The following is a 14,929-nucleotide window of genomic DNA, read 5'->3' on the forward strand; positions in this document are numbered from 1 at the left end:
CCCCCCCCCCCCCCCCCCCCCCCCCCCCCCCCCCCCCCCCCCCCCCCCCCCCCCCCCCCCCCCCCCCCCCCCCCCCCCCCCCCCCCCCCCCCCCCTTCCACCCCCCCCCCCCCCCCCCCCCCCCCCCCATGTCGTGGTTCGTCGGCAGCGTCAGATGTGTATAAGAGACAGTCACGTTACCGGTCAGGCCGACTTTCTGCTGAAGGTTTATGTAAACGACATTAAAGCTTACGAAAGATTGATCATGGATAAAATCAGCAAGATTTCTGTCGTAAAAACTTTTCAAACCATGATGATCATGTCGACCACCAAAAAAGAGCCAATCGTGCCTTTAGAGTATTAGTCTGTTCTTATTCATGACTGAAAGCAGTTGACAAAAAGCTTAGTTTAGATTTGTGATGTTTCCTAAGGCGACCTAAGGTTCCTGAGGCGGTTTAGACTAGGCTTTTGTTCAGTTTGGCTAGACACGACTATCTGTGTCTACCACTTCAGGTTGAGATACTTTTTCCTGGGTGAAGGTTATATAAAGCTTAAGTAATTTGCCAATCAATAGGCGTTAACCCTTCTTTTTTTAAGATTTCGTTGGTTTTGGCAAAATGCTTGGAGCCAAAAAAACCATTGTAAGCAGAAAAAGGAGAGGGGTGCGCGGCTTTAAGCACAAAGTGTTTTTTGGTGTCAATCAGGCTCTCCTTTTGTTGGGCATATCGGCCCCAAAGTAAAAATACCAGTCCTGTTCTTTTTGCTGACAGTACCGAAATAACATGGTCTGTAAAAGTTTCCCAACCCTTGTTCTGGTGCGAGCCTGCCTCGTGCGCGCGTACCGTAAGCGTTGCATTGAGCAAAAGTACGCCTTGATCAGCCCAAGCCGTTAGATCGCCGTGATTGGGAATTTTATACGCTGGAAACTCTTCAGCCAGCTCTTTGTACATGTTTTTGAGCGAAGGTGGTACCACAATTCCTTTTTGTACAGAAAATGACAAACCATGCGCCTGGCCCTGGCCGTGGTAAGGGTCTTGGCCCAAAATCACCACTTTTACGTTCTCAAAAGGCGTATGGTTAAAAGCGTTGAAGATATCGGCATTTTTAGGATAAACAGTAAATCCTTTCTGCTTTTCTTCTAGCAAAAAGGATTTCAGGCTTTTCATATAAGGCTTTTCAAATTCGCCTTCCAATACATTTAGCCAGCTTGGCTCTAAAGCTGCTGCCATAAATTATTTGGTTTTTGTTTTGGTTGGGGCAGGAGCCGACAGGATATTTACCATGTCTTTTTCCAGCGATTCTTTTGGATGTTCGGTAATGCGGCCAATTTCGGTCCCTTTTTTGTCGGTAAAGATGAAAGTAGGAACACGTTCGATTTTCAGGTTGTCGATCAATCCGTTTTCGGCATGCTTGTTGCCATCAACGGCAATAAAGGCAATCTTGTTTTCGTCAATTTTAAGCTTGTCCATTATCTTGAGGAAATGGGGCACCTGATATTTGCTGTCGCCACACCACGTACCCAACACAATGGTTACTTTTTTGTTCTTCAAAAGTTTGGTCAATTGGTCAAACTGGGTAGAATCGGCAACATAAGAACTATAGTTGGCATCGTAGCTCTCCTTAAACTCAGGAAAAGTGGTAATGCCTTCTCTTGTACATTGGTTAATCATGACTTGTTTATGTCTGTTAGGGTCTTCCATTTTTTTGTTCAATTCTTGCGCGCCCGCGTTCATTGCGAATAAAAGCAGCAGAGCAACTAGTATATTTTTCATTTGTTTAATTTTAAGAGTTGGTTGGTAACAACGATTTTGATACTGGATTTATTTGATGAAATTATGAATTTAAAATCTAAATTTTGGTATTTAAACACGATATTTGCGAAAATATTATAAAACTATGTCGAATTTAATACGTCTCATTATAGGTTTTGCTTTTGTTGGTGCCGCGGTTACGCTGATGGTTTTTGGCTATTGGGGCTGGGGAATACTCTTGGTATTTTTAAGTATCTTTTTGTTCGTCACTTATTTCTACAACGAAAACATGCTGATTGCCCAATGGTACCTGCGCAAAGACAATATGTCGAAGGCCGAGCAGTTTTTGGGACGCATCACCAATTACGAAAAACAACTGAACCGAGTACAACACGGTTACTATAATTTATTGATCGGTCTGATCGAATCGAGAAAGGCTCCCATGAAATCGGAGAAATATTTCAAAACCGCATTGAGCCTCGGCTTGCACATGGACCATAACGTGGCCTTGGCCAAGTTAAGTTTGGCAGGTATTGCCATGGCGAAAAGAAACAAAAGAGAAGCCCAAATGTATTTGGCAGATGCCAAAAAAGCAGATAAAAACAAACTATTGGCCGATCAGATCAAACAGATGAAAGACCAAATGGTATTGATGGACAAACAGCAAATCAGGTATAGCCGTTAGTTTAGCTAGAGGCATCAGTCTTGTAGTCGGCTTGGTCGTTACAAAGACTGCCCGCTATTTGTCGCTCAGGCGATCAAAATTCTCATCATATTCAACAGCGTTTCTGCTGATGATATCATCATCGAGGTTGTCGTTTTTACGGCTAAAGAATAGCTCTTCGGCTTGGATGCGCTTTATGAGCTGACGGATCAACGATAAATCGAAGGTGTCTTTACTCAGCTTAATGCAATATTCGTTTTCTGTAATTTCTAAGCTTGAACTGTTCATTTTACGGATCGTTTAAATTTCAAGCTAAAATTAAAAAAGGCTTGCTGCAATAAATGCAACAAGCCTTTAAGTTATTATTATGCTTTTGTTAAGCGAACCAAGCTTCAACCTCGGCCTTGCTTGGCATGGCCAACTCCAGTTTCAGTTTTTTGCGCATGCCACCCAAATCGTTAAATACCTTGTTCGGATTGCCGGCTTTCAGCTCTTCAACGGTATTAAAGCCCATTTTACGGATAACCGGAACCCAGTCGGCCGCAACGCCCGCATCAACAAAATCCTGATCGGTGGTAACCTTTGCTTTTTTCTCCGGACGCATCTGCGGGAAGAACAATACCTCTTGGATGGTCGATTGGTTGGTCATCAACATCACCAAACGGTCGATACCGATACCCAGGCCTGAAGTAGGAGGCATGCCATATTCCAGGGCACGCACAAAATCGTCGTCCATGGCCATGGCTTCATCATCGCCTCTGGCGGCCAGTTTCAATTGCTCTTCAAAACGCTCTTTCTGGTCGATCGGGTCGTTAAGCTCAGAATACGCATTGGCGATTTCCTTGCCATTTACAAAAAGCTCAAAACGCTCAACGAGGCCATCTTTGCTGCGGTGTTTCTTAGCCAATGGAGTCATTTCCAACGGATAATCGGTAATATAGGTTGGCTGGATCAGGTTGGCTTCCACTTTCTCGCTGAACAGTTCGTCAATCAGTTTGCCACGGCCCATTGAAGCATCAACCTCAATATTCAGGCTCGTGCAGGTTGCCCTGATTTCGTCTTCGCTCATGGCCGATACATCAATTCCGGTATATTTTTCAATCGACTCGTACATGGTCAGCTTCTCGTATGGCCCAGCAAAATTGATTTCGTGTTCGCCCACTTTGACCACAGGATTGCCATGAATGGCCAAAGCCACTTTTTCCAGGCATTCTTCTACCATGCTCATCATCCAGATATAGTCTTTGTAGGCCACATAAATTTCCATCGAGGTAAATTCAGGGTTGTGGGTACGGTCCATGCCTTCGTTCCTGAACATTTTGCCAAACTCGTAAACGCCATCAAAGCCGGCTACGATTAGCCTTTTAAGGTAAAGTTCGTTCGCAATGCGAAGAAACAATGGCATATCCAAAGTGTTGTGGTGCGTAGCAAACGGACGTGCCGCTGCCCCGCCATGTACAGCTTGCAAAATAGGCGTTTCAACTTCCATCCAGCCTTGGCTATCGAAATAGTTGCGCATGGTGTTGATGACCTTAGAGCGGTTAATGAAGATCTGCTTGTAATCAGGGTTAACCGTTAAGTCAACGTAGCGCATCCTGTAACGCAGCTCGGGGTTGGTAAAACCATCGTAAACATTGCCATCGTCGTCGCGCTTTACAATTGGCAAAGGACGTAATGATTTAGAAAGTACGGTCAGTTTTTTAACGTGTACAGAAATTTCGCCGGTTTGGGTAGTAAACACATAACCTTCAACACCGATAAAATCGCCGATGTCCAACAACTTTTTAAATACGGTATTGTAAAGGGTCTTGTCTTCTGTTGGACAAAGTTCGTCACGCTTCAAATAAATTTGGATACGGCCTGTTGCGTCTTGCAGTTCGGCAAAAGAGGCGGCGCCCATAATATTGCGGCCCATAATTCTTCCAGCAATGCTGATGGTCTTATAAGCGGTCTTATCTTTTTCGTAGTTGGCTAAAATATCTGCAGCGTGGGCATTAATCGTAAATGTTTCGGCCGGGTAAGGCTCAATCCCTAATTCGCGTAATTGCTTTAAAGATTCGCGACGTAATATTTCCTGTTCTGATAATCCTATACTCATTGAATGGTATTTTTTTGCAAAAGTAATGATTTAGTCCGAAGACTAAAGCCTAAAGACCAAAGTTTAAAGCCTATATATCGTCATTGCCGGAAGCGGGCCAACCTCTTACCGAATCAGAGTCGGGCACGACGATTGATGATGGCTACGAAGTCTTAAAACTTCAAAAGCATGATTTTTAATCGGCTTCTACGCCTTCGCTGTACATGGCATTGATGGCCTCGGCATATTTCTTCTCTACTATGCGGCGCTTTACCTTTAGCGTAGGGGTAATCTCGCCTTCATCTATGCTGAAAGGATTACGCTTGATCTTGAAGTTCTTGATCCTTTCAAACTTGGCCAGTTCGTTCGAGATTTTTTTGATGTCTTTCTCCATCCAGTCGATGATTTCCTGGTTTTCGATAAAATCGCCAGGTTCCTGGAAAAAGGATTCCTTCAGGTTAAAAGTTTCCTGCAAGGTTTCCTTGTTAGGGATGATGATGGCGGTAATGTATTCGCGCTTATCGCCAATTAAGAAAAGCTGGTCTATTTTAGGGCTCTTCAGGTAGATGTTTTCTACCGGAGTAGGGTACACGTTTTTGCCGTAGGCATTTACGATCATGTTTTTTAAGCGATCGGTAATCTGCAGGTTGCCCTTGTAAAAGCGGCCTATGTCGCCGGTGTGGAACCACTTGTCTTTGTCAATGGCTTCGGCGGTTTCGGCAGGTTTGTTAAAGTAGCCTTTCATTACGCAGTGGCCACGTACAATGATTTCGCCTTCGGCACATTCAAAGTTTTCGTTAAAGGTATCATGGGTTTGGATGTTGATCATTTGCTTGGTTTCTACATCTTGTATACCCACCTCAATACCCGGAATAACGCGGCCAACCGTACCGTAAACCTGACGGTGGTACTCGGTTACGGCCATTACCGGCGAAGTTTCAGTCAGTCCGAAGCCTTCCAATATCTTAATGCCCAAGTCGCCAAAAAATTCGCCTACGTTTTTAGGCAAAGCTGCGCCGCCCGAAATCATGAATTTTAAACGGCCGCCTGTTTTTTCCTTGATTTTGCTGAATACCAGTTTTTCGGCAATGGCTTTCTGGGCGCTCAGTACCAAACCGGCACTTTGGCCCGCTTCTTTGGCCTGACGGTATTTTTTGCCAATTTCAAGTGCCCAAGTAAATATTTTGGCTTTTAAGCCACCGGCCGCAGTACCCGATTTGATGGCTTTGTCGTGGATGCGTTCCAGCAAACGGGGCACACAGTTCATGACGGTTGGCCTTACCTCGCCCATGTTTTTGGCCAAAAGCTCGAGGCTTTGGGCAAAGGTAATTTTACAGCCCTGTGCACAGCATACGTGGTAGGTAGCCGTACGCTCGAAAACGTGCGAAAGTGGCAGGAAAGACAAGAAGGTTTCGTGTTCGTTGATGACAGGGATTTGCTCCAGACAAACCTTTACGTTTTCCACAAAATTGTAATGGGTAAGCATTACGCCTTTTGGCGTGCCCGTTGTACCCGAAGTATAAATCAAAGAAGATACATCCTGAGGCATCAGTTGGGCTCTGGCCGCCTCAATAGCCTGCCGTTCCTCATTGCTTACGGTTTTGGCCAAAACGGTATCGTAGCTGATGATTTCGGCTTGGATATCGTCTGGAACCGTTATTTTTTCGTAATCCTTAAAGGTTGGAATAATGTAGCGCAATTCCTGGCAGTTGCCAGCTACCTTCAGTACCTTACGCATTAAATACGGATTGCCGATCAGTAATGATTTAATACCCGAATCGTTAATGATATAGGCTACTTCCTGCTCTGACAAGGTAGGGTAGATGGACACGTTAATAGCTCCGATTTGCTGGATGCCCTGATCGTAATAAACATATTCTGGCGAATTTTCTATCATGAGGCCCAACCTGTCGCCTTTGGTAATGCCCTTCTCCAAAAAGAAGGCCGAAACAGCATCGGCATTGGCAAGGGTAGTGGCAAAGGATATTTCTTCCCAATCTGTACTCTTTTTGTGGATAAGGAAGGTTTCTTCGGGCTTATGAATGTTTTCTACTACGTTTCGCAGCAAAGAAGGAACGGTAGAAAATTCGTTAAATGAGACCATGTAGTAAATTGTTTGGTTTGTTTTGAACTGACAATGATAGGCTTTTCACTTTAATAATGCAACATAAGGCGCATTAACAAAAACAAAAAAAACGCTAAAAAGATTGCAAATTATAGGCGGCCAGAGCGACTTTTACGAAAAAGGCGCGCTTGATTGCTCGAGCACGCCTTTTTGCCTTATTAAGTAATATTAAACAGAAAAACTTTCGCCACAGCCACAAGAACGGCTGGCGTTTGGATTGTTAAAATTAAAGCCCTTGCCGTTTAGTCCGTCGGTAAAATCCAATTCGGTGCCAGCAAGGTAAAGGAATGATTTCATATCCAAGGCAATCTTGATGCCCTTGTCTTCAAAAAACTGGTCGCCAGTTTTGGTTTCGTTGTCGAAATCAAGGTTGTAAGATAAACCCGAGCAACCACCGCCCTTTACAGAAACCCGTAAAAAGTAGTCAGAACCCAATTGCGAATCCTGCATCAGGTGGTCTATTTTGCTTTTTGCTTTATCGGTTATGGTAATCATGATATTTACGATTTATGATTTTAGGTTTACGATTTTGGATTTACGATTTTGCAATGATTTGGATTTGCTACCCAGCTTATTTATCGGATAGTCCAATCTAAAATCGTAACTCGCAAATCTAAAATCTGCTAGTGGTGCGATTTTTCTAAAACCAATGCTTCCATGCCGTTTTTAACACGGTAATCGTTAATGGCTGATTTGATGGCATCTTCTGCCAATACTGAACAGTGGATTTTTACCGGTGGCAAAGCCAACTCTTCTACAATGTCCATGTTGTCGATTTCCAAAGCTTGGTCGATGGTTTTTCCTTTGAGCCATTCTGTAGCTAAAGAAGAAGAGGCAATAGCCGAACCACAGCCAAAGGTTTTGAATTTGGCATCGGTAATAACGTTGTTGGCATCAACTTCTATCTGCAGACGCATAACGTCGCCACATTCTGGTGCGCCAACCAAACCAGTACCTACGGTTTTGCTGTCTTTATTTAAAGTACCAACGTTGCGCGGGTTGGTATAATGATCGATTACTTTTTCTGAATATGCCATGATAGTTTAGCTTTTGGATTTTAGCTTTACGATTTTCTAAAATCTCGGTTCTTTTTATTTTTTTATCGTAGAATGCTCAATCGTAATTCGTCAATCTACAATCGTCAGTCTATTTTAGTGTTCAGCCCACTCAATTTTGCTCAGGTCAACACCTTCTTTAAACATTTCCCAAAGCGGAGAAAGGTCTCTCAGGTGGTTAACGGCTTTCTTGGTGTTCTCAATTGCGTAGTCAACTTCTTCTTCGGTGGTAAAACGGCCCAAGCCAAAGCGGATTGAAGAGTGCGCCAAATCATCAGACAAGCCTAAGCTTTTCAATACGTATGATGGTTCTAAAGATGCCGAAGTACAAGCCGAGCCAGAAGATACGGCCAAATCTTTCATGGCCATCATCAAACCTTCGCCTTCTACATATTTGAAAGAAATATTGGCTACGTGTGGCAGTCGATGTTCGCGGTTGCCATTTACATAGCTTTCTTCCAAGGTGGTCAATGCGTTTTCCAGTTTATCGCGCAAAGCCGATAAGCGTTTGGCTTCTGATTCCATCTCTAACCTGCACAATTCGCAGGCCTTGCCTAAGCCCACAATGCCCGGTACATTCAAGGTACCCGAACGCATGCCGCGCTCGTGGCCGCCACCGTCCATTTGTGCGGTAACTTTAACCCTCGGGTTCTTTCTGCGTACATATAAAACGCCAACACCTTTAGGGCCGTACATTTTATGGGCACTGAAAGCCATCAAATCGATACCGTCTTCGTTTACGTTTACCGGAATTTTGCCCACGGCCTGCGTAGCATCGGTCATAAACAAAGCGCCATGTTTGTGTGCAATAGCCGAAATTTCCTTGATCGGTTGGATCACGCCGATTTCGTTGTTGCCATACATAATGGTTACCAAAATGGTTTTTTCGGTCATGGCCGCTTCAAGTTCCTGCAAATCGATCAAACCATCTTCTTTTACGTTCAGGTAAGTTACTTTGGCACCCAGTTTCTCCAGGTGTTTGCAGGTATCAAGTACAGCTTTGTGTTCTGTTGTGGCAGTTATGATATGGTTACCTTTGTCCTGGTACATTTCAAAAACGCCTTTGATACCCAAGTTATCGGCTTCTGTAGCGCCAGAGGTGAAAATAATTTCTTTGTCTGTACAACCAATTAGTTTTGCTACCTGCTCGCGCGCATAATCAACACCTTCTTCGGCTACCCAACCAAAGGCGTGGTTACGGCTGGCCGCATTGCCAAATTTGTTGGTAAAGTAAGGCAACATGGCCTCTAGCACTCTCGGATCAAGAGGCGTGGTAGCATTATTATCTAAGTAAATCGGAAGTTCCATCATCTATCAATTGTTATCAATACACAAAGATACGAAAAAAGTTTTCGAACAATTATAAATAATAGCTATGAAGCTATAGGTAAAACCCGCATTTTTACATTTGCTTAACTGTTTGAAACCAAGATGAACAAAATAGAACACATTGGCATTGCCATTAAAGACATGCAACAGGCCTGCCATACCTACGAAAAACTGCTCGGAACACCCTGCTACAAGACGGAGCCGGTCGAATCGGAAGGCGTAAACACGGCATTTTTTAAAGTGGGGCAGAACAAGATCGAACTGCTGGCCAGTACCCGCGAAGACAGCGCCATTGCCAAGTATTTGGAAAAAAAAGGCGAAGGCATTCATCATATTGCTTTTGATGTGGAAGATATCCATGCAGAAATGGAGCGCCTAAAAAACGAAGGCTTTACTTTGCTGAACGCCGAACCGAAAAAAGGTGCCGACAATAAACTGATCTGTTTTGTGCATCCCAAAGACAGTAATGGCGTGCTGGTAGAGCTTTGCCAGGAAATACGTTAGTTGACTAGATTGTTAACAGGATGCCGGGCGCCAAATTGTTGTGATAGGTTAACCATAAGCTGCCAACTGTAATTCAATGGAATTAGTTCAAGTCGTAATCGATTTATTAGAAGCCAGTTATTCGGATGTAACCTTTGATGGGTTGCACGTCGAATATGAAGCTGGACGTGGCAGGCGTTCAATATTTGTACATGATATCGATTATGCCGATGGCAGGCTGGTTTGGCATGAAACCGATGGCTCAAACAATCCTTACCTGGTGGTTTATGGCGACGGTGCTGTTTGGAGTTGGGCACCAATATCCGGTGGCGAAAATTCTGTTGATTTTGAATGCCTTTTGGTCGAGTGGTATCGAGAACACCTCCTTTTTATCTGTTTTGAAAAAAACAGGATCTACGTCAATTCGATGAAGGATAAAAAAAACAGGTCCTTTAGTTTTTATGGCGATCAGCTTAACAGAAAAGATGATATGCTCTATTGCCGTTTGTATAAAGAATTGGATATGGTGAGGCGGGTAAAACTGCCAGAGCTCATTGAAATGGAGCCCCTAAGTTTAGAACAGTGCCGAAAAGATGGGGTAGCGCCCGAAACTATAGGCGGGTTAAACGATTTGTCGTCAAAAAAATATCAATAAGTTAAGATAATGGCCGAAACAGCATCATTAATCAAAATAATCAGTAAGGATTTCGATATCGCCGAGAACTTGAGCGAAGAACAGCTTTACCAAATCTTGGTCAATTCGTTCGATTATTTGGTAGAAAACGATTTTTCGAAGCTTTTGCAGATTCTTTACCGGGCTGATGTTGACCAGTACAAGCTTAAGGAGCTGTTAGAAAGCAGCGATAACCAAAACTCGGCTGAAGTGATTGCCAAGGCCTATATCGACCGCCAAAAAGCAAAGATAGAAACCTGGAAAAAATACAGTTCGTAAGCAGGATTTGGCGTGGCAATGTATCTTCTTCGAATTTTAATTGATTTGCTGTTGTAAATGAAAAATAAAATTAAGATATTTGCATCCTCTAAAATTAGAGCAAAGAAACAAAAGACTAATTGAAACATTCATAAGTGGCGTTGCCAGCAAATTGCAACCTTATTCTTGGAGTTTCATACACATAAAACTTAAATAATATTCAAATGAAAAAAGATTTGCATCCATCAAACTACAGATTTGTTGTGTTTAAAGACATGTCTAACGACTATGCTTTCTTAACCAAATCATGCGTTGAGACAAAAGAAACTATTAAATGGGAAGATGGAAATGAATATCCATTATACAAATTAGAGATTTCTCACACTTCTCACCCTTACTATACCGGTAAAATGAAATTGGTTGATACCGCAGGCCGTATCGATAAATTCAAATCACGTTACGCTAAGAAATAATTTTAGCTTACGCATAAAATATTTGAAAGTCCCGTGCAAATGCCTCGGGACTTTTTTTATTTTTGTAGCTTATGACAATCAATTTATTTGATGACAAGTCTTGGCTTTCGCTAAGGCCGCTGACCTTTACCAGGCCTGTGGCAAATTTGAGGATAGGCATCTTGACCATTGCCGAAAAGTGGGCAAAATACCTCCATGCCGATTTTGGCTACTTAACGCAAGCTTACCTCAGCTCCAAATACCCTGCAATAGATTCGGCTCTTTATATTAATGGGTCAATTTGCCCTGACGAAGCCTTGCTCAATGCCGTTACGGCACTCCAAGATGGCGAGGCATTGGTCAAAAATGAACTGGTTATCGCTTATTTTTCTTCGGTTCGCTTATCGGCCAGCCAAGCCTTAACGCAATTGAAGCCTATAGCCTTTACTGGCGATTTTACGCACTTGGTTTACCCAGAGCAGTTATTTGGCTTTAATCCCATAGAGATAAGAAAAGATTTTGCCTTGCTTACCAAGGGCAGGACTTCTGCGCAGCTTGACAGTACCAATACCATTCTGGGCGACCATATCTTTGTGGAAGAAGGCGCAAAAGCTACCTGCAGCATATTCAACACTACTTACGGTCCCATCTACCTGGGCAAAAATTCGGAAGTTTGGGAGGCAAGCGCCATCCGTGGCTCATTTGCGCTTGGCGAAAATGCATCGGTAAAAATGGGTGCCAAGATTTATTCGGGTACTACAATCGGGCCAAATTGCCGAGTGGGGGGCGAGATTAACAATTCGGTAATCTGGGGCAACTCTTCAAAGGGCCACGAAGGCTATTTGGGCAATTCGGTGATGGGTGAGTGGTGCAATATTGGTGCCGACAGCAACAACTCTAACCTGAAAAACAATTATGCCAATGTAAAGCTATACGATTACGAAACGCAAAAAATGCGCGATACCACGTTGCAGTTTTGTGGCTTGATCATGGCCGACCATGCCAAATGTGGTATCAATACCATGTTTAATACCGGTTCGGTAGTGGGCGTAAGCGCCAATGTTTTTGGAGCAGGCTTTCCGCCTCACCATATTCCAGATTTTAGCTGGGGCGGTGCACAGGGCTTTGAAACTTACCGTTTAGACAAAATGCTGCAGACCACAGTAAAAGTGCTGGCCAGAAAACAAGAGGTTTTAAATGAGGCCGATCGGGCTATTTTGGCACATATCTTTGAAATAACAGAACAATATAGAGGGGTTTAACTCAACAAAGCAAAAAAAATTATGAGAAAGAAGATAGTTGCAGGCAACTGGAAAATGAATTTAGATTACCAAGAAGGGGTATCTCTTTTTTCGGAAATCGTAAATATGGTGAGAGACGAAAGAAAAGGTAATCAAATTGCCGTAATCTGTTCGCCGTTTATCCATTTGAACAGCTTGTCGCAATTAGCAGGCGGCGTAGTGAAGATTGGAGCCCAAAATTGCCATCAAAATGAAAGCGGGGCATTTACAGGCGAAATTTCGGCCAAAATGCTCAGCTCTGTAGGTTGCGAATATGTAATCATCGGCCACTCTGAGCGCAGGCAATACTTTGCCGAGTCGGATGCGCTTTTGGCTCAAAAAACCGGTTTGGCCCTTAAAAACAACCTTACGCCAATTTTTTGCGTAGGAGAAACCCTTGATGAACGCAACAATGGTAGCTATTACCACGTGCTCAAAACACAATTGGAAAATGGCCTGTTTAATTTAAGTGCCGATGATTTTGCCAAGATTGTTTTGGCCTACGAGCCTGTTTGGGCTATTGGTACCGGCTTAACCGCCACGCCAGAACAGGCACAGGATATCCACGCCTTTATCAGGGCCGAAATAGAGGCTAAATATGGCGCTAACATTGCCGATAATACCACGATTTTATACGGGGGCAGCTGCAACGCCAAAAATGCGCCTGAACTGTTTGCCCAACACGATATCGACGGTGGCTTAATTGGTGGCGCTTCCTTAAAATCGCGCGATTTTGTTGACATCATCAAAACCTTCAATTCCTAATGGATTATAAACAAGTAGCTTTTCAGTTTAGCCAGATCGAAGAATACCAGCAAGATTTATTGGTAGGCGCCTTGGGAGAAATCGGTTTTGATACCTTTGAAGATACCGACAAGGGCTTTGACGCCTTTATCTTGGCTAATCAGTTTAACGAAGCCGAGTTGAACGAGGTGTTGGCAAGCTTTGGCGATGAATTGCAGTACACTTACCTGGTAAGCGATATCGAGGCCCAAAACTGGAACGAAGAGTGGGAGAAGAATTTTAGTCCACTCATTATAACCAATAACTGCTACGTTCGGGCCACTTTTCACGAGGCGCAACCCCAATACGAATACGAAATCGTAATCGATCCCAAAATGGCCTTTGGTACCGGGCATCACCAAACAACCACCATGATGATGCAGTATATTCTCGAAACGGATGTGCAGGACAAAACAATACTCGACATGGGTGCCGGCACGGGCATATTGGGCATTTTAGCAGCGAAAAGGGGAGCGAGGCAAATCGTGGCCATAGACAACGACGAGGTTTGCCATCGCAGTACCATCGAAAATGCCGAATTGAACGAAGTAAGTAATCTGGTATCGTTTTGTGGCAGCAAAGAAGCTATCCCGGATACGCAGTTTGATATCATATTGGCTAATATCAATCGAAATATCTTGTTAGACCAGATTGAGGCTTATGATCGGGTTTTAAAAGAAAATGGCCTGATCTTCTTCAGTGGCTTTTATGAGAGTCCGGATTTGGACATGATCAAGGTGCACTGCGCCGGTTTCGGCCTGGTTTATGTAAGCCACAAGAAGCTCGGCGATTGGGTGGCTGCCCAATTTGTAAAAAAATAAATTATAAGGTTGAAAGGCCTGCCTATGGTAGGTGGGTTGCAATGTTTTGGCATTTCAACCTGAATTTCAACCTTGCTGCATTTTAACATTCAACATTAGCTATGCGTATACATTTTATAGCAATAGGCGGCAGTGCCATGCACAATTTGGCTATTGCCCTCCACAAGAAGGGTTTTAAGGTTACAGGTTCTGACGATGTAGTTTTTGAGCCGTCGAGCAGCAGATTGGCCAGCTATGGCCTTTTGCCGGCCGAAATGGGTTGGAACGAAGAGTCGATTACTCCCGATATCGATGCTGTTATTTTGGGCATGCATGCCCGGGTTGACAATCCGGAACTGTTGAAGGCCCAAGAAATGGGGCTGAAGATCTATTCTTATCCAGAGTATATTTACGAACAATCTAAAGACAAGTTAAGGGTAGTGATAGGCGGCAGCCATGGCAAAACCACCATTACTTCGATGATCCTGCACGTGCTCAATTATTACCAGCGCGATTTCGACTATTTGGTAGGGGCACAGCTCGCCGGCTTCGATACGATGGTTAAGGTAACCGATTCTGCTCCGGTAATTATTATTGAAGGAGACGAGTACCTGGCTTCGCCGATAGACCGCAGACCAAAGTTCCATTTGTACCATGCAAACATTGGAGTAATCAGCGGCATAGCATGGGACCATATCAACGTTTTTCCTACATTTGGGGAATATATTTCCCAGTTCAGCAAATTTATAGACACGATATCGCCCAACGGAAAATTGATTTATTGTGAAAATGATCCGGAATTAAGAAAAATTGTAATTAATTCTAAAGCAAATATTGAACGTATTCCATATGGTGTTCCGGCGCATGAAGTAATAGACGGAATAACATATATTTTACCTCAGCATACCCCGCTTAAGGTGTTTGGAGATCATAATTTAATGAACCTGAGCGCGGCCAGGTTGGTGTGTGGGCAATTGGGTATAAACGAAAATGATTTTAACCAGGCCATTGCATCTTTTTCTGGCGCTGCCAAGCGTTTAGAGTTGTTAAACGCTACTAAACAGACCAATGTGTACAAAGACTTTGCACATTCGCCGTCTAAGCTAAAAGCAACTATCGATGCCGTAAAGGCACAATTTAAAGACTGTCTCTTATACACATCTAAAAGGGGGGGGGGGGGGGGGGGGGGGGGGGGGGGGGGGGGGGGGGGGGGGGGGGGG

General features: G+C 43.8%; 18 protein-coding genes. 10 read left to right on the top strand and 8 right to left on the bottom strand.

What is annotated here, in order from left to right; all coding sequences use genetic code 11:
• A partial coding sequence (locus JHD69_RS21065) for an Lrp/AsnC ligand binding domain-containing protein (protein ID WP_233165989.1) occupies positions 1-343 on the top strand: 343 nt, incomplete at its 5' end.
• Positions 344-530: 187 nt separating this feature from the next.
• Here JHD69_RS21065 and ung read toward each other — a convergent pair.
• Together ung and JHD69_RS16655 are read right to left on the bottom strand one after the other, a co-directional pair.
• Positions 531-1,208 (bottom strand): uracil-DNA glycosylase, encoded by a 678-nt coding sequence (gene ung / locus JHD69_RS16650; protein ID WP_199141476.1) that lies wholly within the window; start codon positions 1,206-1,208, stop codon positions 531-533.
• A 3-nt stretch (positions 1,209-1,211) separates the two neighbouring features.
• A complete protein-coding gene (locus JHD69_RS16655; RefSeq protein WP_199141477.1) occupies positions 1,212-1,751 on the bottom strand; it encodes a thioredoxin family protein in 540 nt (179 codons plus the stop codon).
• 124 nt (positions 1,752-1,875) lie between these two features.
• On the opposite strand from JHD69_RS16655, the gene JHD69_RS16660 reads away from it, so the two are divergent.
• Positions 1,876-2,415 carry a DUF2892 domain-containing protein gene (locus tag JHD69_RS16660; RefSeq protein WP_199141478.1) on the top strand — a complete coding sequence of 180 codons (540 nt, stop codon included), beginning with the start codon at positions 1,876-1,878 and terminating at the stop codon, positions 2,413-2,415.
• A 54-nt stretch (positions 2,416-2,469) separates the two neighbouring features.
• Here the strand turns inward: JHD69_RS16660 and JHD69_RS16665 are convergent, their stop codons facing one another.
• From JHD69_RS16665 to JHD69_RS16690, 6 genes are all read right to left on the bottom strand, one after another.
• Entirely contained in the window at positions 2,470-2,682 is a 213-nt protein-coding gene (locus tag JHD69_RS16665) for a hypothetical protein (RefSeq protein WP_199141479.1), read from the bottom strand.
• Positions 2,683-2,770: 88 nt separating this feature from the next.
• Positions 2,771-4,492, bottom strand: coding sequence for a lysine--tRNA ligase (lysS, locus tag JHD69_RS16670; protein WP_199141480.1), 1,722 nt, complete (start codon positions 4,490-4,492; stop codon positions 2,771-2,773).
• A 175-nt stretch (positions 4,493-4,667) separates the two neighbouring features.
• On the bottom strand, positions 4,668-6,575 hold the full coding sequence (locus JHD69_RS16675) for an AMP-dependent synthetase/ligase (protein WP_199141481.1): 1,908 nt from the start codon (positions 6,573-6,575) through the stop codon (positions 4,668-4,670).
• 189 nt (positions 6,576-6,764) lie between these two features.
• Complete coding sequence (locus tag JHD69_RS16680) at positions 6,765-7,091, bottom strand: HesB/IscA family protein (protein WP_199141482.1); 327 nt, start codon at positions 7,089-7,091, stop codon at positions 6,765-6,767.
• Between the two features lie 128 nt (positions 7,092-7,219).
• Positions 7,220-7,633 carry a Fe-S cluster assembly scaffold IscU gene (gene iscU, locus JHD69_RS16685; protein ID WP_199141483.1) on the bottom strand — a complete coding sequence of 138 codons (414 nt, stop codon included), beginning with the start codon at positions 7,631-7,633 and terminating at the stop codon, positions 7,220-7,222.
• Positions 7,634-7,747: 114 nt separating this feature from the next.
• Positions 7,748-8,959: an IscS subfamily cysteine desulfurase gene (locus JHD69_RS16690; RefSeq protein ID WP_199141484.1), complete on the bottom strand. Its 1,212-nt coding sequence runs from the start codon at positions 8,957-8,959 to the stop codon at positions 7,748-7,750.
• A 123-nt stretch (positions 8,960-9,082) separates the two neighbouring features.
• Between JHD69_RS16690 and mce the strand changes: the two genes are divergently transcribed.
• From mce to JHD69_RS16730, 8 genes are all read left to right on the top strand, one after another.
• Positions 9,083-9,484: a methylmalonyl-CoA epimerase gene (mce, locus tag JHD69_RS16695; protein ID WP_199141485.1), complete on the top strand. Its 402-nt coding sequence runs from the start codon at positions 9,083-9,085 to the stop codon at positions 9,482-9,484.
• Positions 9,485-9,560: 76 nt separating this feature from the next.
• Positions 9,561-10,118: a hypothetical protein gene (locus tag JHD69_RS16700; protein WP_199141486.1), complete on the top strand. Its 558-nt coding sequence runs from the start codon at positions 9,561-9,563 to the stop codon at positions 10,116-10,118.
• Positions 10,119-10,127: 9 nt separating this feature from the next.
• On the top strand, positions 10,128-10,415 hold the full coding sequence (locus tag JHD69_RS16705) for a hypothetical protein (protein WP_199141487.1): 288 nt from the start codon (positions 10,128-10,130) through the stop codon (positions 10,413-10,415).
• Between the two features lie 203 nt (positions 10,416-10,618).
• Positions 10,619-10,867, top strand: coding sequence for a type B 50S ribosomal protein L31 (locus JHD69_RS16710; RefSeq protein ID WP_199141488.1), 249 nt, complete (start codon positions 10,619-10,621; stop codon positions 10,865-10,867).
• 71 nt (positions 10,868-10,938) lie between these two features.
• Positions 10,939-12,108 carry a putative sugar nucleotidyl transferase gene (locus JHD69_RS16715; protein ID WP_199141489.1) on the top strand — a complete coding sequence of 390 codons (1,170 nt, stop codon included), beginning with the start codon at positions 10,939-10,941 and terminating at the stop codon, positions 12,106-12,108.
• A gap of 21 nt (positions 12,109-12,129) precedes the next feature.
• The gene (tpiA, locus tag JHD69_RS16720) at positions 12,130-12,891 is read left to right on the top strand and encodes a triose-phosphate isomerase (protein ID WP_199141490.1); all 762 of its coding nucleotides are present in this window, start codon (positions 12,130-12,132) and stop codon (positions 12,889-12,891) included.
• Positions 12,891-13,730, top strand: coding sequence for a 50S ribosomal protein L11 methyltransferase (gene prmA, locus JHD69_RS16725; protein WP_199141491.1), 840 nt, complete (start codon positions 12,891-12,893; stop codon positions 13,728-13,730). Before tpiA ends, prmA begins: the two co-directional genes overlap by 1 nt.
• 101 nt (positions 13,731-13,831) lie before the next feature.
• On the top strand, positions 13,832-14,929 hold a 1,098-nt coding region (locus JHD69_RS16730; protein ID WP_199141492.1), incomplete at its 3' end, for a UDP-N-acetylmuramate--L-alanine ligase.

The sequence above is a fragment of the Pedobacter sp. ASV12 genome (genome assembly GCF_016429155.1).
Classification (GTDB): domain Bacteria; phylum Bacteroidota; class Bacteroidia; order Sphingobacteriales; family Sphingobacteriaceae; genus Pedobacter.

Bases quoted from the DNA above. Each gene is read 5' to 3' on its own strand.
- mce (WP_199141485.1), top strand. From the start codon at position 9,083: ATGAACAAAATAGAACACATTGGCATTGCCATTAAAGACATGCAACAG.
- lysS (WP_199141480.1), bottom strand. From the start codon at position 4,492: ATGAGTATAGGATTATCAGAACAGGAAATATTACGTCGCGAATCTTTA.
- ung (WP_199141476.1), bottom strand. From the start codon at position 1,208: ATGGCAGCAGCTTTAGAGCCAAGCTGGCTAAATGTATTGGAAGGCGAA.
- JHD69_RS16665 (WP_199141479.1), bottom strand. From the start codon at position 2,682: ATGAACAGTTCAAGCTTAGAAATTACAGAAAACGAATATTGCATTAAG.
- JHD69_RS16705 (WP_199141487.1), top strand. From the start codon at position 10,128: ATGGCCGAAACAGCATCATTAATCAAAATAATCAGTAAGGATTTCGAT.
- JHD69_RS16675 (WP_199141481.1), bottom strand. From the start codon at position 6,575: ATGGTCTCATTTAACGAATTTTCTACCGTTCCTTCTTTGCTGCGAAAC.
- iscU (WP_199141483.1), bottom strand. From the start codon at position 7,633: ATGGCATATTCAGAAAAAGTAATCGATCATTATACCAACCCGCGCAAC.
- JHD69_RS16680 (WP_199141482.1), bottom strand. From the start codon at position 7,091: ATGATTACCATAACCGATAAAGCAAAAAGCAAAATAGACCACCTGATG.
- JHD69_RS16690 (WP_199141484.1), bottom strand. From the start codon at position 8,959: ATGGAACTTCCGATTTACTTAGATAATAATGCTACCACGCCTCTTGAT.
- JHD69_RS16715 (WP_199141489.1), top strand. From the start codon at position 10,939: ATGACAATCAATTTATTTGATGACAAGTCTTGGCTTTCGCTAAGGCCG.
- tpiA (WP_199141490.1), top strand. From the start codon at position 12,130: ATGAGAAAGAAGATAGTTGCAGGCAACTGGAAAATGAATTTAGATTAC.
- JHD69_RS16660 (WP_199141478.1), top strand. From the start codon at position 1,876: ATGTCGAATTTAATACGTCTCATTATAGGTTTTGCTTTTGTTGGTGCC.
- JHD69_RS16700 (WP_199141486.1), top strand. From the start codon at position 9,561: ATGGAATTAGTTCAAGTCGTAATCGATTTATTAGAAGCCAGTTATTCG.
- JHD69_RS16710 (WP_199141488.1), top strand. From the start codon at position 10,619: ATGAAAAAAGATTTGCATCCATCAAACTACAGATTTGTTGTGTTTAAA.
- prmA (WP_199141491.1), top strand. From the start codon at position 12,891: ATGGATTATAAACAAGTAGCTTTTCAGTTTAGCCAGATCGAAGAATAC.
- JHD69_RS16655 (WP_199141477.1), bottom strand. From the start codon at position 1,751: ATGAAAAATATACTAGTTGCTCTGCTGCTTTTATTCGCAATGAACGCG.